Genomic DNA, 21,040 nt, shown 5'->3' with positions numbered 1-21,040 from the left:
TTCTCTCTCCTCTTTACTTCAGTCTGCAAAGATTCCGGTATGCGTTTTCGATCCGCACAAACAGGTCTTCCTGCAAAGGCTGATCTTCCAGCTCAATCTCTTCCAGGCGTTCACCTCTTCTGCGGTTCCGGCAGCCGAGGAAAGCCCCTTCTTCCCCGCATCCCAGGAAAACAGAGGAATAATTCCATCCACCGCGCAGCGTTTCTAAAAGAGACAATGCGCCGGACGAGATCGCCGGTGCGATATACGGCTTGAAGCCGTCCGCCCGGGTGTCAAGATTGGAGTGAACCGTAAGCTCTGTCAGTTTTCTGGCCAATTCATCGTTGTAATCTTCTATGCTGTCGGCGATCACAAGATCTTCCCCATGAGGTCCAAAAGCTCGTCCTTCCGTAAGATACCGGGCAAACCTTTCATCTTTTGCCGCGAAATAACGAGCTCTTCCATTCATGACGCCAAGCCCGTACCCCTGGACCCTATCCTGCGGCAGTCCCGCCAGGACCGCCGCCTTGCACAGCGGATCCACCGGATCAGAAACCACAGCGAAAATGCCGCCAAAACCCGCTGCAGCAGCGGCCTTTGCGTAAATCTCCACGAGACTGCGATTCGCCTGAAACTGCGCCATACGCACATCACCTTCCGCACCTACCGGCGGAACGCCCTTTGACGCACAGAACACGAACAGATCGCAGTCAAACAATTCCTCTTCCTGCAGGATCACCACCTCAGGAAGCGTTCTTCCATCCGGAAAAGTGATCTGATTCATCTCCCGCTCATACCGTCGGAGCACTTTAGGATCCAGATCGTAGATCCCTATCCGCTGCAGGATGTCGCCGCCTTCCAGTTTCAACCCCAGGAGCACCGTGCCCCCCACATCTCCCAAAGCCAGCAGATTCACCCTTTTCTTTTCCTTTGCACCCTCAGGCGGAGTCGTCTTCGCTTCACAGCATTCCCGGCGGGCTCCCTTTGCAGGAAACACTATGCTGTTTTCTTCTTTGATATATTCCCGTTCTTCTTGTATAAGTTCTCTGATCGATCTCATCATTTTAATGCACTTTCCAATCTTCTTAATCGTTCTTTATAATCTTCCATATAAACTGACGGAGCCAGGCTTGGATCTACTGCCACCCGGTCTGCGCCGTTCGGCATCCGCGGCGAGATCACCGCATCCGACAGCCGTTTGATCGTCAGTTTTCTCTCAAATACGTTTTGATATTCTTCCTCCAGCGCCAGGAATATCCGTCTCGCGTTTTCCAGGGATACCATGGATAAATGATATACCGCCTCCCGCGATGCCCCGTGGATGAAGCTTGGAGCCGCAAACGGCAGCACCTGATTCACCGACGGGATCAGATTTGCTTCCACCCGTTCCTCGCTCTGCACGCCGTCTCCTCCAATAAACGGACACATGGTGGACTCGACAAACCAGTTCTTCAGATTCGGGATGAAATACGCGCTTTCCACTTCCCTTCCCTGGATCGCCATAAGATCCTTGCCTTGTCCCGATAAAAGGCCTGTTATGATCTTGCGGATCTGGAGCCCGTTCTCGTGAAAAACAGGATCCAGCGCCTTCATCCGGTATCCTTTGTGAAGCAGATCGTCCACCAGTATCACCGGCCGGCCGAAGGAATGTATGGTCCTCACCTGATCCGGTATGGCCGCATACATCGGGTATTCCTCGATGGTAAAGCTGTCCAGAGCCGGCGAAAACATCTTTTCCGTATGAAGTGTTTTTGTGACCGTATTAGGAACTGCCATGCCTCGCAGGATCTTGCCGAACGGCACGCACATGCATTCTCCGAGCTGACGCACTTTCAGTGGATAATTAGGCACGTGATTGGCCTCTGTCACCATATCAACGATCTTGTGGTTGATGATCCCTGCATTAAAAGACAGCACCAGGTTACCCGGATTGAGCCCGGTAAGAGCCATCTGCATATCTCCATGTGCTTTTTCCAGCACTGTGCGTATTTTCGGTGTCGTATTGAACGGCTTTTTCAGTACGGTCTCCATATTGTCGATGACCGCGATCGGCTCCTTCATATTCACTTCGTACAGATCACGCCTGCCGTCTCCTGCACCCATTTCTACAAACCCCTGCCGCAGCAGAAGTTCCCGGATCGATTTGTGAAGTTCCTGCTCAAGGGGATGATATATAGCATAAGTAAGGTCTCCTGCTACCGCCTGCGCCAGCACTTCTGTCAGTATATGCTGCAAAAGGTTTCTCATATCGACTTTTGTGCTTCCGTAAAGGCCACGGATGATAAGCATCCTTCCCGTAGCCTTCTGGCGCAGATATGCCGCGATATCGATATCCTGAAACTCCCGGTAAAGATCACCTGTCTCGATCTCGTTGACCGCTGCCAGAGCCTGGATCTTCCCGGAACTGTCACGGATAACGGCAGTCTTAACATCGCTGCGATCCATATATCTGCAAAGTTCCTGCAGGGATTCCGCTCTGAGGTGCACGTCGCTGCTCAGCTTCTTCAGCACGGTGCTTTCCCGGTGCTCCAGCGGTTCAATGACGATGTTTTTTCGTTCCAGCACATTCTTGTACTGTGGTTCACGCAGGTACAGGCTGTTGTCATAGATATAGTTCTGCGCCACCGGATCGATCAGATTGGAAATATCGCGATCCCGGTCGATATTTTCACGGATCCTGGTAGAGCTGATATCTTCCAGATATACCGGCAGCGTCAGCTCCTGGATCTTTCCCGTCATCCGTGCATAATTCTTCTGAAGTTTCTCGCGATCCTCGTTTCCGGCTTCCAGCGTTTCTCTTCTGAATACCAGATGATTCATACTGTGTATGGAATATTCCGAAGGCTCCGCACGGTAGGAGGATGCATTGGTGATCACATCACTTCCGACTACCATGTAGAGTTCCCGTCCCGGGAAAATTTCCCGCAGCCGTTTTAAATCATCGGGATTGGCGATATTCACCGGCAGATCGTCCGGGAACAGATAAACGTCCGGTTCATCCGCCACCGACATTTCGATGATCTTGCGCCGGATCTTTCTCGGCTGCGTCTTCTTTGACCAGGAGAACTCATCCAGTGCCAGGTACACTTCGAATCCCGCATCACGGATCGCCTGTACGATTCCCTTATGACTGAGAGAAAACGGGTCGAAAGTTCCCGGGAAAAAGGCCGCTGTCCTGTTTTCCGGAAGGATCATGCTGCCCTTTTGAAAATGATATTCCGAAATAAACCGGTAAATATGATTCAATGCTGCCGCATTGGTGAGGAAATTCATGTCGAATCCCCGTTCTTCCATGATCAGCGTCAGCAGTTTCTTGTATATCACCTGAAATATGGCAAATATCTCGTCCTGACTGAGTTTGCTGCTGCCGAAAATATACTGCCCGATGACTAGAAACGCCTCCTGACGCACCACTTCATGGTAGTCTGCCAGGCCTTTCAGCAGCATGCCCAGCATCGTCTGTTTTCTCGCTTCATACACTTCTTCCGGTTCTTCCTGGCGCGTCCGGTATCCGGAATAATTTCTTAAAGTCTCCCCGAGAGTATCCAGAGCAACTGATGCGATCCGGTCATTGGTGCTTTCTATAAGCTCCTGCAGCGTTGCGATAAATTCGTCCAGTTCGCCCGGATCCAGATGCAATGCCAGTTCTCCCAGGTATTCCGGAATGTATTTTGAAAACTGATACTCTCCTATTTCCAGCCCCTTGGTCAGCTCTATCACGATTTCATTGATCTGTTCCATCGGCAAAGCGCGTGCGATACGCAGCAGTCCTCTTCCTGCCTTATGACGCACCGTTACTCGCTCGCTCACCTTGATCAGGTTAGAAAAATGGGCTGCCAGATGGAAGATCTGGCTCTTCATTCCCCGCTCCATTATATAATCCAGAAGAAAATCAATGTTGACTGTCTTAACGACCCACGGTGTTCCCACTTTGAGGTTTTCACGGAAGATCCGCGATACCGCATCCTCTTTCAGATCATCATCATAGGCGATATGATCGATCCGCTCCTGACAGACCTTCGCTCCGGCCTCATCTCCTATATTGTGAAGCAGCTTACAAGTGAGGTAAGCCACACTGATGTGACTGGTCATTTCCTCCGTATTCTGCAAAATTTCCCGTATGGAGCCTGATGTTTCCTCCGTCTGTACTACCTGTGAGATGGCTTCCGCCGCTCGCAGAGCGCCCAGCTTGATCTCAATAGGATCTCTGGCAGAAACTGCAGCTGCAAACCTGAGCACCTGCAGTCTATCTTCCCTGCGGAACACACAGCGTGGTACGTTCACCACCGAATCCAGCAGCACGAAAACTCCGCTGTCTTCCGCATCATAAGACTGGAATAATGCAAAATACTTTTCCATGTACTGCATTCTCTTATCCGGCTCAGTATTTTCCAGAAGTCCGCGGATCACCACCTTCAGCGTGTATCCGATCCAGCTTCTATGCTGATCGGTAGCACGATAATCCGGGGAAACGATCATGTTCAGGTATTTTCCCCAGACTGAAATGCTATCCTGTGCGCCACTTCTGCTCACGTTATCAGGCAGTTCTTTCCGGTATACATCATCGTAGTTGGCAATGATCTGACCCAACAAAGCTCCCGCCTGTCTGCGGATATCGCCTTCCCTGTGGGACAGCAGATCATACAGAAAATGGATCGTAAGCTGTTTCTCGTGTTTGGTCATATAAGTGAAATATTCTGACAGGATGTTCAGGTATGCCCGCAGACTTTTCCACTTTTTCTCGCTCCGTGCAGCTTCCAGCAGATTTCCAAATGCAAGCTCATTGTTAAAAATACTCATGATCTTCATATTATGCTGGATCGCTGTATACTTCAACTGCTCCACCACCGCATCACCGGCCAGAAGGACCGTGTCTTCTCTGCGACTAGAATTTGGCTTCACAGGACCGGCAGTCACATCTGTTTCGATCCCCATATCCTTCAGATAATTTTCAAAGTCTTTCAGCTTGGCATAAACCCGTTCATAACGCTGTTTTTTCGCAGCATCTACATTATCCAGTTTGTGAAGGATCACCTCAAAAGACTGATCCAGCGTATAAAAACAAACATGCTCTGCCCCATCTTCGCGTATGCTCTTTACACGAAAATCAGCATAGATCAGCAGCAGGGATTCCGCGGAAAGGTTTTCAAGTTCCAGGTCCCATGTGGAATGGTTGCTGGCAATATGAGCCGTCATAGGCATCTTTTCCCGGATCAAAAGTTCATTGGTATAATAGTAGTGGAGATAAGGAATCCGCTTCTCCTCTTTCGGAGAGCATCCGAACTTTCCCAGATCGTGACATGCCGCCGCCGAAGAAACGAGAGCCAGATCCACCGGTATATCCGTCTCTGCCAGCTGTTTTCCAATAAACAGTGCCACGTAATGCACGCCCCCGATATGCCCCACAGTATTGAACGGTGTGATTTCCCGGCTGATCCGCATGAATTCATAGATATAATGATCGTTCCAGAATTTTCGCAGCCTGTCATACTCCCTGGCAGTCACACATCCGTCCGTCGCCTCTTTTGGCAGAAGATCCAGATCATCTACCGGCGAGAACTCTCGGTGTTCCCGCTCATACGCCAGCATCGCACGATAATTTTCCAGGAAAAACAAGACGGCCCGTCTGCGGTCTTCCGTCACTTCTGCCGAAAAATTTTCAGGATACAAGGAGGCTTTAACTGAATCACAAATAAAATGCAGCCATCCACCTTCTGGAGGATCCGCCAGTTTGTCCAGAACCGGTTCAACAGCCTGAACCATACCAGCCGCCGTAAAATCTTTTTCACGAGCCAGTTCTGTCAACCGTCTGCGCCAGCCTGCCGATGAGAGAAGTTTGATCATATCTTTCTTTTCCATCTTGAGATTTCGAAGAAATCTTTTGCTCATGATTTTATGCTCTGCCATTTTCTCTAATGTATGGATCATCCTGTTCCACCTCGCTTTGTATCTGTTTTATACTATATCATACCACATTTTCCAGCTTTTTTTAAGCACTATCCTTCCTGAGATCCTGATCCATTCTGCTATTTTGCAAAGGTTTTACACGCCTTTCACAAGGTATTTGATTTTGCATAAAAAGTATTCATTTTCGTAACATTTATCTGAAAATTACAACATTTGGCAACTTACGATTAAATCCATTGACTGTATCATGCGCGAGTGCTATATTTAACTTAACAAGGCATTACTAACTTTGTAATATTGAAATAGGAGAGAAATAGAAATGTCAAATTATGTTGAAAGATGTATTGAACTTTGTAAGCAGAAGAACCCTGGCGAAGTAGAATTTCACCAGACAGTTGAAGAAGTACTGTCTTCTCTGACTCCGGTTATCGAACAGCATCCGGAATATGAAGAAGCAGCTCTTCTCGAAAGATTGACTGAACCTGAAAGAGGAGTTACTTTCAGAGTAGTATGGGTTGACGACGCTGGTAAAGTACAGGTTAACAAGGGTTACAGATATCAGTTCAACAGCGCAATCGGACCTTACAAAGGCGGTCTGAGATTCGCACCGAACGTATATCCTGGAATCATCAAGTTCTTAGGATTCGAACAGATCTTCAAGAACAGTCTGACTGGACTTCCTATCGGCGGCGGCAAGGGCGGTTCTGACTTCGATCCGAACGGCAAATCCGACGCAGAAGTAATGAGATTCTGCCAGGCATTCATGACTGAGCTGTACAGACACATCGGACCTAACACTGACGTTCCTGCTGGAGACCTGGGTGTAGGCGGCAGAGAAATCGGCTACCTCTTCGGCCAGTACAAGAGAATCGTTGACAAGTATGAAGGCGTTCTGACTGGTAAGGGCATCCCGTTCGGCGGACTGCTGGGAAGATCTGAAGCTACTGGATTCGGTATCGTATGGTACGCAGAAGAAATGCTGAAGGCTAACGGCGAAGACATGAAGGACAAAGTTGTTGGTATTTCCGGATTTGGTAACGTAGCATGGGGTGCTGCTTGGAAACTGCAGCAGTTAGGCGCTAAGTGCGTAACGATCTCCGGACCGGACGGATACATCTACGATCCTGAAGGAATCAGCACTGATGAAAAGGTTGCATTCCTCCTCGAACTGAGAGGATCTGGCAAGAACATCTGCGCTCCTTACGCAGAAAAGTTCCCAGAAGCTAAGTTCGTTGCCGGCAAGAAGCCTTGGGGCGTATGTCAGGACTTCGACGTTAAGGTTGACCTGTTCATCCCTTGCGCTATGCAGAACGACGTACACATGGCAGACGCTGAGAACATCGTAGCTTCCGGCTGCAAGTTCTACTGCGAAGGTGCTAACATGCCTACAACTAACGAAGCTCTCGTTTACCTGATGGACAAAATGACAGCTGTTGGTCCTGCTAAGGCAGCTAATGCTGGCGGCGTTGCTTGCTCCTGCATCGAAATGGGACAGAACGCTGGTCACACTGTATATCAGCACGAAGACGTTTACACTCAGCTGCACCAGATCATGAGAAACATCTACAATGCATGTGCAGGTGCTGGTGAAAAGTACTATGGCGACAAGAACGCTCTGGTACAGGGTGCTAACATCGCTGGTTTCGAAAAGGTTGCTGAAGCTATGATGGCTCAGGGTTTAGTATAAACATTGATTTGCATATTAAATAGAAACCTATAAAAAAAAGAATCCTCGTCCTGAGGGTTCTTTTTTTATGGATTCTGTCTTATACTTAATACGACAACTATTATACATATCGCAAGGAGGATTTACTATGACAGCTCTTACAATGCTAGTAACATATAAAGCAAAACCAGGTATGCGTCAGACATACGTTCAGCAACTGCGCAGCAGCGGTATCCTGAAAAAAATCCGTGAAGAAAACGGATGTCTCAGTTACGACTTTTATTTTTCAGAAGAAGATGAAAACACCCTGCTTCTGGTAGAACAGTGGCAGGATGCAGATTGCCAGAAAATCCATTTAGAACAGCCTCATATGAAAGAAGCCATGGCTGTTAAAGAACAATATATCGATCAGACATCGGTAGTCAAAGCCAGTACATTATAATGGCTTTACCAGGCTCTTAAACACGACGGTGCTGTCCGAAAGTTCCCCGACCACATGCTGGCTGGTTCCACCGTCAGCATAGTCTGCAGCTTTCGGATCAGCTTTTTCAGCATCCGTATAAAGCAGGATCTCATCATCCAGCACGGTTTCCTTCGCAAAATGTATCGTCACTTCTCTGTGTGCAGAAGTTCCCAGAGTTTCATCGATCATGACCGCATAGCGTGCATTGTTGACGTGCTGGTTTTTATCCAGATCATCTTCTGTCACATGATACAGCATCTGCGGATCATCCCCCTCTTCCGGCATCCACCGGATCTTTTCAATCCCCGCATCAAAAGGTTCGTGATCGATGCATTCACCCGGCACCTCGATATCCGTGCGCTCAGGACGCCGCGTTTTGAAATTGAGGATACACCACTGGCTGGTCGCTGCCGCAACCACATCTCCATTCTTATCCCACAGATAATAATCCCGATAAAACAGGATTCCTTTTTTCGGACGCGGATAAGTTCCCAGGTGATATGATTCCCCGGGATCCACCCGTTTATAGACCACGTATTTGATCTTCGTCATGACCCAGATACGATTCTGGGCGATCATCTGTTCAAATCCCATATCCAGACTGTCTACATGAGCCGATGCGATCGTTTCAAATGCATGCAAAAGACTGTTCCCACGGATCCATCCATGTTCTTCCACATCCTGCTCAGTCAATGTAATATCCCACTCGTAGCCGCTTACCTGCAGCTTTCGATTTTCTTCTTGTATTTCCTGCATCATTTCTGTATGTTCCTTGTCCATGTCCTTTACCATGTTTCTATTCGATGGATTTAAGTGCTTCTGCCATATTGATCCGGCGCATCTTCCGTCTCAGGATCAGATCCACGATCACGGAGAATCCGATGACCGTCAGTACCGTAAAGACATAACTTGCCGGTTCAATGATTTCATTAAACGATACTGCATCTACGACGATCCTGGACATGATGAACTTGTGAAGCACATAACCTGTCGGCAGCCCTGCAACGATACCGATCAGCACCAGGATAAAGTTTTCACGGAACACGTAAGACCCCATCTCCCGCGGATAAAACCCCAGCACTTCTATGGTAGCGATCTCCCGCACACGCTCTGTCAAATTGATATTACCCAGGTTAAAAAGAACGATAAATGCCAGTGCTCCCGCACATCCAATTACCAGAATAACGATATAATTCAGACTCACCATCATATCGCTTACCCGCTTCTCGATATCTTTATTTATAGAAATCGCAATGATATCGTCGTATTTATTGAGATTTTCCGACAGCTTATAGACCCCGGTACCCTTTGCAGCCGTCAAAAATGCTGCCGTCGGGTCATAAGTTTTTCCAAAGTCATCCTCGTAAGTCTGCCCGTTGATATAAATATAATTGGAAACGTAGTTCCAGTAAATCCCGGAAACCGTCAGCTGTACCGATTTCGTATCGTCGTATTTTACAGTCAGCTGATCTCCTTTTTTTAGACTCAGCATCTCAGCCAGTTTATTGTTGATGACCGCTTCTCCTGTTTTCGGATAAGCGATCTTCCTGCCGTCCTTCGTCCGGAAAGATACAGCCTTCGTAATGCGGTTGTCATCGGAAATCATCAGGTTGCACGATTTGTTCACGCCGCCGCCTTCAGCGTCCACAGAAGACTGCTGCAGCACCGCCATATTGGAGATCTGATCTCCATACTGACTTTCGATCTTCGCCTGCTCCTCCTCATCCAGCGTCTTGGAAAACGCTGCTGCCATATCATATTTTTCGATCTGAGAATACTGATGCTGTGCGATACCTCCCACAGAATCATAAATGCCGAATCCGGCCAGAACCAGCGCCGTACAGCCTCCGATCCCCAGTATCATCATGATCATCCGTTTCTTGTAACGAAAGATATTCCTGGCGGAAACCTTATGTAAGAATTTCATGCGCTTCCACAAAACTCCGATACGTTCCAGTAAGATCCTCTTGCCAGCCTTCGGAGCTTCCGGTCTTAGAATCTCCGCAGGAGTGCTCTTCATCTTGCTCCGGCACGCAAACCAGGTGGTCCCCAGAGAACAGATCAGCGATACTGCCAGAGAAATCAAAGCCAGCGGCCAGTTGAAATAGAATTCCACCGGAGCAAATCCGAACATCATGCCGTAAGCAGTCCAGATCGCATAAGGAAAATACTTCGAACCAGCCAGGAATCCTCCGACGCAGCCGATCATGGCAGCAGATCCCGAATAGACCATATACTTCCACATGATCTTCCCACGAGTATATCCCAGCGCCCGCAGAGCGCCGATCTGTGTCCGCTCCTCATCGATCATCCGCGTCATCGTCGTCGAGCACACCAGCGCTGCGATCAGGAAAAAGAACACCGGGAAAACCTTGGCAACGCTGTTAACGATCTCTGCGTTGCTCTCAAAGGAATCGTACCCGATATTGTCTTTTCTCGTCTGCACGTAAAGCTCCGGCTCTTTGATCTTCGAAAGCTGCTCCTTCGCATCATCCAGTTCCTTCTGTCCGTCTTCCAGTTCCTGCTCTGCAGCAGCAAACTGCGAGTCAGCCGTCTTTTTGCCGTTGAAATACTGTAAATATCCGCTCTGGATCTCTTTTTCTCCCTCAGACAGCTTTTTTTCCTGTTCTGAGATCTGCTGCAGTCCGCTTTCTATCTGCGCAGCACCTCCCTGCATCTGCTGAAGCTGACCCTTCATCTGTTCGATCTGCTCCTGCGGAACGCCTGATCCCGGCGATTCTGCCGCCGTGATGGCCTCCTGCAGCAGCTTGATCTGTCCTGTCAGCTGCGTCTGCTGCGCTGTCAGTTCTGATCTTTTTGTTTTCAGCTGCTGTTTTCCGCTGCTGATCTCGCTCGATTTACTGTCTAAAGTACTCTTGGACTCCCTCAGTTTACCATATGTGCTGGCCTTCTGCTGTTCCAGCTTCTGTCTTCCGCTGTCCAGCTCCGCCTGTCCGCTGTCGATCTTCTCCTGTGCCTCTGCCAGGATCTCGTCATATCTCTCCTGCCCCCGCTCTTTTGCAGCAGCCTCGATAGGATCCTTTGCAGCCTTGATATTCTTATCATAAGTATCAGAAAACACGAATCCCTGCTTTTCGCATGTCAGCAGCATCTCCGTGTAATACTCCGAAGTAAATGCCCCCCGCGGCATGTACACATATGCCGTGATCCTTCCATCGCCAAGAGACGTGGTGCCACGTTCTTCTTTCATGATATAGTTAGGCGAATTGACGATGCCGACGATCTTGTAGCTCCCATAAGTAAACTGCTCCTTGCCATCCGCATCGTTCTCATCTGTTATTTTGATGGTTTTTTCCAGATCTTTACCGCTGAAAAAGTGACTGTCTGCCACGCATTCATTGTCAGCCTCCGGCAGGCGGCCCTTTTCCAGTTTCGGCAGATTGATATCCGCTGTCATGGAATGAGCTTTTAAAATAATGGAATTGCCGTCTCTGTCCTGAGAAAAAAAATCAGCTGTCACAGAGCCTTCAGCCTCTGCCACAGCATCTACCTTCTGCAAAGCCTTCTCGTCATCTTCCGTAAATCCGTAAGTCGAAATCAGCCGGTAATCGTACATATTCTGATCCTGTACATACTTATCCAGCGTTTCCATCATGGACCCCTTGGTATTCTTTACACCGGCAAAAAAACCGACACCGAGGGCGATGATGGCCATGATCGCGATATATCTTCCCAGACTTCCGAAAATCGTCCGCCTTATATTTTTATTGTACACATTGCGCGTCATACAACAAACACCTCGCTGCCTTTACCATTCGATATTTTCAATGGATTCCGGATTCTCATTGATAGATACGGAGGCCACTGTACCATTCTTGATCTTCACCACGCGATCCGCCATCGCCGTCAAAGCCGAATTATGAGTAATGATCACCACGGTCATTCCGCTCTTTCGGCACGTATCCTGCAGCAGCTTCAAGATCGCTTTTCCTGTTTCATAATCCAAAGCCCCGGTCGGCTCATCGCAAAGAAGCAGTTTCGGGTTCTTTGCCAGTGCTCTGGCGATCGCTACCCTCTGCTGCTCACCACCAGAAAGCTGTGCCGGAAAGTTCAACGCACGATCTGCAAGGCCTACCTGCTTCATGACAGCCATACTATCCAGCGGATCCTTCGAAAGCTGGGATGCGATCTCTACGTTCTCTACCGCTGTCAGGTTCGGTATCAGATTATAAAACTGGAACACAAAACCGATGTCAAAACGCCGATACGTTGCCATCTGTTTTTCGTTAAGAGTAGAGATATCTCTGCCGTCCAGCAGTACATGACCTTCCGTCAAAGTATCCATCCCGCCCAGAATGTTAAGAAGCGTTGTTTTTCCCGCTCCCGACTGTCCTACCACAACGCAGATCTCACCCTTTTCGATCTTGAAACTGACGTTGTGCAGTGCCCGTACCTCAACGTCCCCTGTTTTATATACTTTTCCTACATTCTCAAAGGTTACAAAGGCCATATGCGGCACGCTCCTTTCTGGTTTTCTGGTTCCTTCATTTTACCATAAAAACAGACCGGATTCAATTGTCGTCTGCGCTTACGATCGTTCCGCCGCCCACGACCACATCGCCGTCATACACCACAACAGCCTGTCCTGCGGTGATGGCGCGCTGCGGCTCATCAAATTCCACCCTTACTCGTCCGTCATCTTCTGCAAAGACCGTTGCCGGAGCCTCCTTCTGATTATAACGCACTCTCGCAGCTGCGCGAAGCTTTGCAGGAGGCTTGTCGCATGCGATCCAGTTAAAATCCTCTGCCATCAAACTCTTCGCATAAAGATGATGACCAGGACAAAGCACGATCCTGTTACGCGTCACATCCTTTTCCTTGACGTACATCGGCTGAGGAAATGCGATCCCAAGCCCCTTTCGCTGACCTGCCGTGTATCCGATGATCCCGCGATGCTGCCCCAGCACGCGACCCTGTTCATCCACAAAATCCCCCGGTTCATACACTTTTCCCGTATATCTCTCAATGAATCCCACATAGTCACCGTCCGGTGCGAAACAGATGTCTTGACTGTCTCTTTTGGCTGCATTCCGAAGCCCCAGTTCTTCCGCGATTTCCCGCGTCTCGCTCTTGGCCAGTCCGCCCAGCGGAAGCCGTGTGTGCGCCAGCTGCTCCTGTGTCATAGCATACAGCACGTAACTCTGATCCTTTGTCGGATCCAGCCCCTTTTTCAGCAGGTATCTTCCACTGCCATCTTTTTCTATACGGCTGTAATGACCTGTTATGATAATATCTCTGCCCAGTTCCTTCCCCCGCACAAACAGCTGAGAAAACTTGATATACCTGTTGCAGTCGATGCATGGATTAGGCGTTTCTCCCCGCTCATAAGCAGCGATAAACCGGTCGATGACCTGCCTGCTGAAATCCTCCGTATAGTTGAAAACGTAATACGGAATATCCAGCTTCAATGCTACGCTCCTGGCGTCCTCCACGTCCGACAGACTGCAGCAGCTCTTTTCGCAGGAGATCCCCGCCGTCTCATTTTCGAAGAGACGAAGCGTTACCCCTATGACGTCCATCCCTTCTTTTTTTGCAAAATACGCAGCCACACTGCTGTCCACACCACCGCTCATCGCGACGATTGCCTTTTCGCTCATTATACCTCCCCCTTTTTCTGCAAAGCACGCGCCAGCCGATCCATCGCTTCCTTTAAAGTGCTCCGCGGGCAAGCGATGTTGATTCGTTCAAAACCAGCTCCTTCTGCACCGAACATAGTTCCCGTATCCAGCCAGAGCCTGGCATCGTCAACGATGAGTTTTCTCTGCTCTACCTCAGAAAGATCCAGCTCACGCAGGTCCAGCCATACCAGATAAGTACCCTCTGGTTCGATGAGTCTGATCCCAGGGAGGTCCTCTTTGATCCGCTGCCGCAGATACGTCAGGTTATCAGTCAGATACCTTTTAAGATCCTGCAGCCAGTCCTCTCCTTCTTCATATGCCGCCTGACATGCCGCCAGCCCCATCATGTTGAGATTACCGTAGCCCGTCTGATCGATTGCTCTGCGCATGGCTCGCCTCAGTTTCTGATCGGGAACAAAAATATTGGAGACCTGCAGTCCAGCCAGATTGAAAGTCTTGCTTGGTGCTGTACATAAGATCGTCCGCTCTGCCAGCTGCGGGGAAATCGATGGAAACACCGTATGGGTCAGACCCGCATATGTAAAATCGCTGTGGATCTCATCGCTGACAACAATCACATCGTATTTCTCGCACAGCCGGCCTGCCGCCGCCAGTTCATCCTTTGTCCAGACTCGTCCCACCGGGTTATGGGGACTGCACAGAATGAAGAGCTTGACGTCATGTTCTCTGATTTTCCGTTCCATGTCATCGAGATCCATCCGGTATCTGCCGTTTTCTAAAACGAGAGGACTGTTGACACATTCCCGGTCATTGGACAGGATCGTATTGCGAAACGGATAATATACCGGCTGCTGGATCATAACTCCATCTCCCGGCTCAGTGAACGCCCGGATCGCTGCCGCGATGGCGAACACAACTCCTGGAGTTTTGACGAGCCATTCTTTTTTCGGCTTCCATCTAAAATGAGTGCTGTACCACTTCTGTACTGCTGCAAAATAGTCGTCTCTGCTGTTGCTGTAGCCATAGATACCGAAACGGCTGATTTCTGCCAGCCTTTGTCTTACTGTCTCTGGTGCTTGAAAATCCATATCTGCCACCCAGAGCGGGAGCACATCCTCCGGCATACCACATTCTGCTGCGAAATCATATTTGACTGAATTCGTATTTCTGCGGTCTATCACCTTATCAAAATCGTGTTTCATCTATATCAACCCCTTCTATCCCGGCACGATTTTCTGCAAAAGCCTGTCATTTCACGGCAATAAGCAGAAAGCTTTTCTGAAAAAAAGTTCATCTATCGCTGCTTTTTCAGAAAATCACAAAGGGATGATAGTATGCTCCAATCCCTGGTGCCTGATGGTCTTCCAGAAACAGCTATTTGATGCATATTCATGCTATCTTATGACTATTATACATGCTTACTGTGCCTTCAGAACAAGCTTTTGAGTCCCGACATCCTCACCTATGCAAGCTTTTCTGTTTTTGCTTTAAAAAACAGTGAATTTCGAGCATTGGAAAAATACGGGATTGCCCAAATATCCATCCTATCTCTGCAAATATTCCCGGAGCTGCTGCTCGTCCTTCTCCTCCAGCATTTTCTCCCCTGCCAGGGACTCCATGTGATGGGTAAACTCATGGTACAATGTCTCCCGCATCTGCTCGATCCAAGCCTCCCGGCTCCGGCCCTTCATCACCTCGCAAAACGACCCGTAGTAGATCTCGATCAACCTCCCCATGGACGAGCTGTGCACATACATTCCCAGAACCCACAGATCATCAGCCTTCGCATAAGGGCTCTTCCGCTTCTCCGGCAAAATCAGGATCCCGCCGTTCAGTTCCCTGTAAAACTCCTCCGGCAGTTCCTCCGCAATCTGATCCATAGCTTCTTCAAATTCATCTATCGTCATCATAGCTTCTCTCCCAATTTAATCTTTCAAGGAATATTTTCTTTATTATAAAAAAATTTTCATCAAGATACAAGGATCATACCTTTTATAAGTCGTCCCGGGAACTTAAATCCGTCATACCTAGAAAAAAGCTTCTGCGGTCTGTCCCACAGAAGCTTTTTTCTGGTTGGTTGATTTATTGAGTTTATTCTCCAAATAATGGAGTAGAGTAGTATCTGTCACCTGTATCCGGCAGAAGAGCTACGATGTTCTTACCCTTGTTTTCCGGTCTCTTAGCCAATTCAATAGCTGCGTGGAGAGCTGCGCCGGCAGAGATGCCTACCAGGATGCCTTCTTCCTTGGCGATTTCCTTGCCCTGTGCGAATGCATCGTCATTTTCTACCGTGATGATCTCGTCATAGATCTTGGTGTTGAGAGTGTCCGGAACGAATCCAGCACCGATTCCCTGAATCTTATGAGCACCGCTCTTGCCTTCAGAGAGGACCGGAGAGCCGGCTGGTTCTATTGCAACGACTTTCACGTCCGGATTCTGAGATTTCAGGTATTCACCAACTCCTGTCAGCGTACCACCGGTGCCGACGCCTGCAATGAAGATATCCACTTTACCATCTGTGTCTTTCCAGATTTCAGGACCAGTCGTTTCGCGATGCGCCTTCGGGTTTGCCGGGTTTACGAACTGTCCCGGAATGAAAGCTCCTTCAATTTCTTCTGCCAGTTCTTCTGCCTTTGCGATCGCACCTTTCATTCCCTTGGATCCCTCTGTCAGAACGATTTCTGCACCATACGCTTTCAGAATGTTTCTTCTTTCTATACTCATGGTCTCAGGCATAGTCAGGATAGCACGGTAACCCTTGGCTGCTGCGATTGCTGCAAGTCCGATCCCGGTATTTCCGGATGTCGGCTCGATGATCACAGAACCTTCCTTCAGCTTTCCGGTTGCTTCTGCATCCTCGATCATAGCCTTTGCGATCCTATCCTTAACGCTTCCTGCTGGATTGAGATATTCCAGTTTTACCAGAATATGCGCATCCAGATCATTTGCTTTTTCTACGTTTGTCAGTTCTACTAACGGAGTATTTCCGATCAATCCTAAGATTCCTTTATAAATATTAGCCATTTTGCTCACCTATCTCTTTCTTTCAAACAATTTCTATCGTGGATTATAGTTTATTTCCCCGCCCTGATACGGGCGGGGTCTGTTGTAAATTAACCGTTGAAGGCCTGATCCAGGTCTGCAATGATGTCGTCGATATTTTCTGTACCGATGGACAGTCTGATAGTATTCGGTTCGATTCCCTGATCGTGCAGCTCTTCCGCAGTCAGCTGGGAGTGAGTTGTACTTGCCGGGTGGATTACCAGAGATTTCACGTCTGCTACGTTAGCCAACAGAGAGAAGATCTGCAGTCTGTCAATAAAGTCTTTCGCATCCTGTTCGCTGCCCTTGATGTTAAATGTGAAGATGGAACCAGCACCGTTCGGGAAGTACTTGTCATACAGATCCTTGTAGCCATTTTCCGGCAGAGACGGATGGTTGATCTTTTCTACCTTCGGGTTGTTCTTCAGGTATTCGATTACTTTCTTCGTGTTTTCCACGTGTCTTTCTACTCTCAAAGACAGTGTTTCCAATCCCTGCAGCAGGAGGAACGCATTGAACGGAGAAAGAGTTGCTCCTGTATCTCTCAGAAGGATCGCACGGATCTTCGTTACGAATGCTGCCGGGCCAACTGCTTCTGTAAAGGATACTCCGTGGTAGCTCGGGTTTGGATCTGTGATAGAAGCAAACTTACCGCTTGCTGCCCAGTCAAACTTACCGCTGTCGATGATCGCACCACCTAGTGTAGTTCCGTGTCCGCCGACGAACTTAGTCAGGGAGTGGATTACGATGTCAGCTCCGTGTTCGATCGGACGAATGAGGTTTGGCGGAGTGAAAGTGCTGTCTACAACAAGTGGAATTGCATTGTCATGTGCGATCTTAGCAACCTTGTCGATATCGATCAGGTTGGAGTTCGGATTTCCCAGAACTTCGATGAGGATCGCTTTAGTGTTCGGCTGAACAGCCTTTTCAAAGCTGCCTTCTTCATCCGGATCAACGAATGTCGTTGTGATGCCGTAATCCGGAAGCGTATGCTCCAGCAGATTGTATGTTCCACCGTAGATCGTCTTGGCTGCTACGATGTGATCTCCTGCGTGAGCCAGGTTCTGCAGCGTGTAGGAAATAGCTGCTGCACCGGATGCCACAGCCAGAGCTGCAACACCGCCTTCCAGAGCTGCCAGTCTCTTTTCGAGAACGTCCTGTGTGGAGTTTGTCAATCTGCCGTAGATGTTACCTGCGTCTGCCAGTCCGAATCTTGCTGCCGCATGATCGGAATTGCGGAACACGTAAGATGTTGTCTGATAGATCGGAACTGCTCTTGCGTCCGATGCCGGATCAGGAGATTCCTGTCCGATATGCAGCTGCTTCGTTTCAAATGCCCAGTTTTCTGTATTCTTAATATTTGCCATTGTTGTTTACCTCTTTTATCTTTATTTTAATACTCTTTACTCTCAATTTATTTGATCGCGGCTCTCTTTGACCAGACAGCCGACTCATTTGCAATAACTCAATTCCTCAACACCCCGTATCATAAACTCGGATGTGCTCTGCTTCTGCTAACAGCAACACATTCGATCATCTCGCTGTCCTTGAAGTATAAATTTTGTTTTCATGAATATGTCGCCTCCTTTTCGCTTTGTTTTCCGATTGTTATTTTTCCTATCGGTTTAGTATGGATACATACTAACACCTATATTCCTATCTGTCAACAGGTATTTTGATTTTTTTTCGTTATTTCTGCAAAAAATTTTCCGCCAGCTTTTTTTGACAAGTCAAACTGCACTCTACCGCACCGCTCTCCCATCTTCTGCAAAGCACCCTGCGCCAGTCTTTATATAAAAAAAGAACGCTTGCGACATGTATTCATCATATACTGCTCCTTCGTCTGCGTTCTTTCTGTTTCTTTTATTCTTTTATATGCTGTAGTCGTTTCCGACCAGTTCCTGCTGCCTATCCAGCAGATCCTGCAAAGTGACGCTGTCTACATAATCGTTGATCACCTTATCCAGTCCTTCCCAAAAATTAATCGTAGTACACATGGAACTGCGCGGACACATATTCTCATCATCTTCCAGACATGCTACCGGAGAAAGACTTCCCTCTGTTGTTCGCAGAATATCTCCAATCGTGTATTCCTTCGGAGCTTTGGCCAACTTATAGCCACCTCCGTTTCCACGGGAACTTTTCAAATATCCTGACCGCTTCAGCAGGATAATGATCTGTTCCAGATATTTTAATGTGATTCCCTGTCTTTCGGAAACATCCTTTAAAGGAATGTATTCCCCTGTATTATTCACTGCCAGATCCAGCATGACACGGATGGCATAACGACCTTTTGTTGATACTTTCATTGGATTCCCTCCCGTTCTTACCTCCTAAATATACCATATGTTTAGTAGGATTACAATAAGATTGTCTAAAAAAGTATCTGCAGAAGCTTTCTTTTCTATACGTCCGTGACATGCAGACAATCGTCATATTATTTTCCATTCCTGTTTTGAAAAAATTCCTTTGCATTTGCCGACATTTCTTCCAGTTCTTCCTTCGATAACTCCGGCAGTCTTTGCAGACGATCCGAAAAAGACGCCAGCGTATCCTTCTGCCGGATCTGAATCAGCTGATTATAATAATTGACGATCACCCCTGTAACTAGTGCGATCACCACGATCGAATAGGCCGTCAGAAGCACCGAAACCACCTTTGCAGAAAAGGTCGTAACGACGATATCGCCAAACCCCGCCGTCGAAATAACGGCGTAGCAGTACCACAGCGCATCGACAAATCTGTTGATACCCGGTTCCACAATCTGTATGATCAGTGCTGCGATCACCACAAATACCAGATAGGTCAGCAAAATTTTATCCGCATGCGTTCGAACTAATATTGATTTTAAAACATGTAATCGTCTCATTTTTTACCTCATCAGAACCTCTCGGTCATGTAGTATCCTGCCTGTTTTCTATAAGTCGTCTTTATATTTTTTTCGATTATATAATAATCTTCGAACTTCCATGATATCATCGATCACAACATAAAAGACAATATAGTTCTTTACATAAATATGATAAATTGTCCAGATCATCTTCAAACAAAGGTAAAATCTTCACTCTGTATTTTTTATCTTCCATTCACACGCTCCCGTGCTCTATCGAAAACTTCCTCCACCGTATATCTCTCGTCATCTGCTTCTGCAGCTTTATCAGCTTCATCCAGCTTTAACTCGATATCATCCGTTAGCGCCGCATACTGCTGCAGATCCATCACTACCATAGTTCCATATCCGTTCTTCGTCAGATATACCGGATCACCCTGTTTTACAATCGACTCAATTTCTGTAAAATTATTTCTTAAATCCGATACAGGTCTTATATTTATCATAGTTTTTACCTCCTCTCTATGGCGCAATTTTATCATAATAAAGATAATATTTCAACAAATTCATGAAAGTTTCCTGTAACTACAGGCTCCGGGCTTTCCATTTCTTTGCAGCAGGAAAGCAGTGCCTCTCCTGCATCTGTCTTTTCCGTATATGACTTGCCCTTGATCTCCATCATAAAGTTCTCTTCCGGATGTTCCTGATCCTGCTCTTTCAGATATACGATATCTGCTTATGTTTTGCAGGCCTCCTGATGATTCTATTATGCAAAGGAGATATCCTTGCAAAGCGACACCATCTGATTTTGTGGCTCGCTTCGCCGGAATCTGCTCTGCTCCGATCAAGGCGGTCTGTTCTGCCCTGCGAGTGATTTTTATTTTTGAGTTAGTTTCGTGAGATACAAAGAAGCAGCAAATCTTTATTATTTTTTCTTCGCCTTATCACCCTAATGATTTTATATTACATTTTTCTTTTCAAATATTGAAACCGTTTTAACTGAACCCTAGACAGATGGTCTTCACACTTTTTATACAGGTGATATGCTTGTTCATAATTTTTATTTTTCCAATAATTATCCGCTTTTTCTAAGTCCTCATTTATATAATATTTCTTTAACAACTCCTTATGCTCGTACTTATAAAGACTATATATGTATTTTATACTCTCAACACCTCGAAATGTATCCATCTTTAAAATACATAAAATTGTCCCTATTGTATATTCTATACCTCTCTTGACCGATTGTTCTGACTGATCAGGCAACTGATACAAACCTGTTCGATTTATAAAATAATATTCCACCAATTTTGTCATAGGAACACATATATCCGTATGATCCACAGAAAAATATACGGATATTTCATATCCTACTTCCTCATAGCAAATTTCCACAATTAAATTTTGTTTTTGGAATCTTACCAAGTTTCTTTCTTTCAAAGCTACAGCAAAACTATAGTCATTCAAAGGTTTTACAAAGTTCAAAACCAATTCCTGAAATTCCATATTTCTTCCCTCCTCTACTTCCAATTTGGAGGATACCAATATCCATC

At 47.3% G+C, this 21,040-nt stretch carries 17 protein-coding genes; 2 read left to right on the top strand and 15 right to left on the bottom strand.

Annotated elements, in window-relative coordinates; genetic code table 11:
* Positions 1 to 13: 13 nt before the first annotated feature.
* Both H8876_RS07825 and H8876_RS07820 read right to left on the bottom strand, forming a co-directional pair.
* Entirely contained in the window at positions 14 to 1,042 is a 1,029-nt protein-coding gene (locus H8876_RS07825; RefSeq protein ID WP_249287273.1) for a lactate/malate family dehydrogenase, read from the bottom strand.
* The gene (locus tag H8876_RS07820) at positions 1,039 to 5,907 is read right to left on the bottom strand and encodes a nicotinate-nicotinamide nucleotide adenylyltransferase (protein ID WP_249287272.1); all 4,869 of its coding nucleotides are present in this window, start codon (positions 5,905 to 5,907) and stop codon (positions 1,039 to 1,041) included. Before H8876_RS07820 ends, H8876_RS07825 begins: the two co-directional genes overlap by 4 nt.
* A gap of 298 nt (positions 5,908 to 6,205) precedes the next feature.
* Here H8876_RS07820 and gdhA point away from each other — a divergent pair, with 298 nt between their 5' ends.
* Together gdhA and H8876_RS07810 are read left to right on the top strand one after the other, a co-directional pair.
* Complete coding sequence (gdhA, locus tag H8876_RS07815; protein WP_249287271.1) at positions 6,206 to 7,573, top strand: NADP-specific glutamate dehydrogenase; 1,368 nt, start codon at positions 6,206 to 6,208, stop codon at positions 7,571 to 7,573.
* A gap of 127 nt (positions 7,574 to 7,700) precedes the next feature.
* A complete protein-coding gene (locus H8876_RS07810; RefSeq protein ID WP_177265290.1) occupies positions 7,701 to 7,994 on the top strand; it encodes a putative quinol monooxygenase in 294 nt (97 codons plus the stop codon).
* On the opposite strand, the gene H8876_RS07805 is transcribed toward H8876_RS07810, so the two are convergent.
* From H8876_RS07805 to H8876_RS07745, 13 genes are all read right to left on the bottom strand, one after another.
* A complete protein-coding gene (locus H8876_RS07805; protein ID WP_249287270.1) occupies positions 7,989 to 8,807 on the bottom strand; it encodes an acyl-[acyl-carrier-protein] thioesterase in 819 nt (272 codons plus the stop codon). The two genes, H8876_RS07810 and H8876_RS07805, sit on opposite strands and share 6 nt — an antisense overlap.
* A 4-nt stretch (positions 8,808 to 8,811) precedes the next feature.
* On the bottom strand, positions 8,812 to 11,763 hold the full coding sequence (locus tag H8876_RS07800) for an FtsX-like permease family protein (RefSeq protein WP_249287269.1): 2,952 nt from the start codon (positions 11,761 to 11,763) through the stop codon (positions 8,812 to 8,814).
* A 21-nt stretch (positions 11,764 to 11,784) separates the two neighbouring features.
* The gene (locus H8876_RS07795) at positions 11,785 to 12,486 is read right to left on the bottom strand and encodes an ABC transporter ATP-binding protein (protein WP_249287268.1); all 702 of its coding nucleotides are present in this window, start codon (positions 12,484 to 12,486) and stop codon (positions 11,785 to 11,787) included.
* Between the two features lie 61 nt (positions 12,487 to 12,547).
* Positions 12,548 to 13,633 carry a tRNA 2-thiouridine(34) synthase MnmA gene (gene mnmA / locus H8876_RS07790; RefSeq protein WP_249287267.1) on the bottom strand — a complete coding sequence of 362 codons (1,086 nt, stop codon included), beginning with the start codon at positions 13,631 to 13,633 and terminating at the stop codon, positions 12,548 to 12,550.
* Positions 13,633 to 14,817 carry a MalY/PatB family protein gene (locus tag H8876_RS07785; protein WP_249287266.1) on the bottom strand — a complete coding sequence of 395 codons (1,185 nt, stop codon included), beginning with the start codon at positions 14,815 to 14,817 and terminating at the stop codon, positions 13,633 to 13,635. The genes mnmA and H8876_RS07785 overlap by 1 nt, the downstream gene beginning before the upstream one ends.
* Positions 14,818 to 15,159: 342 nt before the next feature.
* Positions 15,160 to 15,525 carry a metallopeptidase family protein gene (locus H8876_RS07780; protein ID WP_249287265.1) on the bottom strand — a complete coding sequence of 122 codons (366 nt, stop codon included), beginning with the start codon at positions 15,523 to 15,525 and terminating at the stop codon, positions 15,160 to 15,162.
* Between the two features lie 181 nt (positions 15,526 to 15,706).
* Positions 15,707 to 16,639 carry a cysteine synthase A gene (gene cysK, locus H8876_RS07775; protein WP_249287264.1) on the bottom strand — a complete coding sequence of 311 codons (933 nt, stop codon included), beginning with the start codon at positions 16,637 to 16,639 and terminating at the stop codon, positions 15,707 to 15,709.
* Positions 16,640 to 16,728: 89 nt separating this feature from the next.
* Positions 16,729 to 18,024, bottom strand: coding sequence for an O-acetylhomoserine aminocarboxypropyltransferase/cysteine synthase family protein (locus H8876_RS07770; protein WP_249287263.1), 1,296 nt, complete (start codon positions 18,022 to 18,024; stop codon positions 16,729 to 16,731).
* Positions 18,025 to 18,528: 504 nt separating this feature from the next.
* Positions 18,529 to 18,966 carry an RrF2 family transcriptional regulator gene (locus H8876_RS07765; RefSeq protein WP_177264871.1) on the bottom strand — a complete coding sequence of 146 codons (438 nt, stop codon included), beginning with the start codon at positions 18,964 to 18,966 and terminating at the stop codon, positions 18,529 to 18,531.
* A gap of 128 nt (positions 18,967 to 19,094) precedes the next feature.
* A complete protein-coding gene (locus tag H8876_RS07760; RefSeq protein WP_177264872.1) occupies positions 19,095 to 19,526 on the bottom strand; it encodes a potassium channel family protein in 432 nt (143 codons plus the stop codon).
* Between the two features lie 206 nt (positions 19,527 to 19,732).
* Positions 19,733 to 19,993 (bottom strand): type II toxin-antitoxin system Phd/YefM family antitoxin, encoded by a 261-nt coding sequence (locus tag H8876_RS07755; protein WP_249287262.1) that lies wholly within the window; start codon positions 19,991 to 19,993, stop codon positions 19,733 to 19,735.
* Positions 19,994 to 20,025: 32 nt separating this feature from the next.
* Positions 20,026 to 20,169, bottom strand: coding sequence for a hypothetical protein (locus H8876_RS07750; RefSeq protein ID WP_249287261.1), 144 nt, complete (start codon positions 20,167 to 20,169; stop codon positions 20,026 to 20,028).
* Between the two features lie 281 nt (positions 20,170 to 20,450).
* Complete coding sequence (locus H8876_RS07745) at positions 20,451 to 20,993, bottom strand: hypothetical protein (RefSeq protein ID WP_249287260.1); 543 nt, start codon at positions 20,991 to 20,993, stop codon at positions 20,451 to 20,453.
* Between the last annotated feature and the right edge of the window lie 47 nt (positions 20,994 to 21,040).

It is taken from the genome of Lentihominibacter faecis (assembly GCF_014306095.1).
In the GTDB taxonomy this organism is placed as follows: Bacteria; Bacillota; Clostridia; order Peptostreptococcales; family Anaerovoracaceae; genus Lentihominibacter; species Lentihominibacter faecis.
This window is presented reverse-complemented; position numbering and strand designations above follow the sequence as displayed.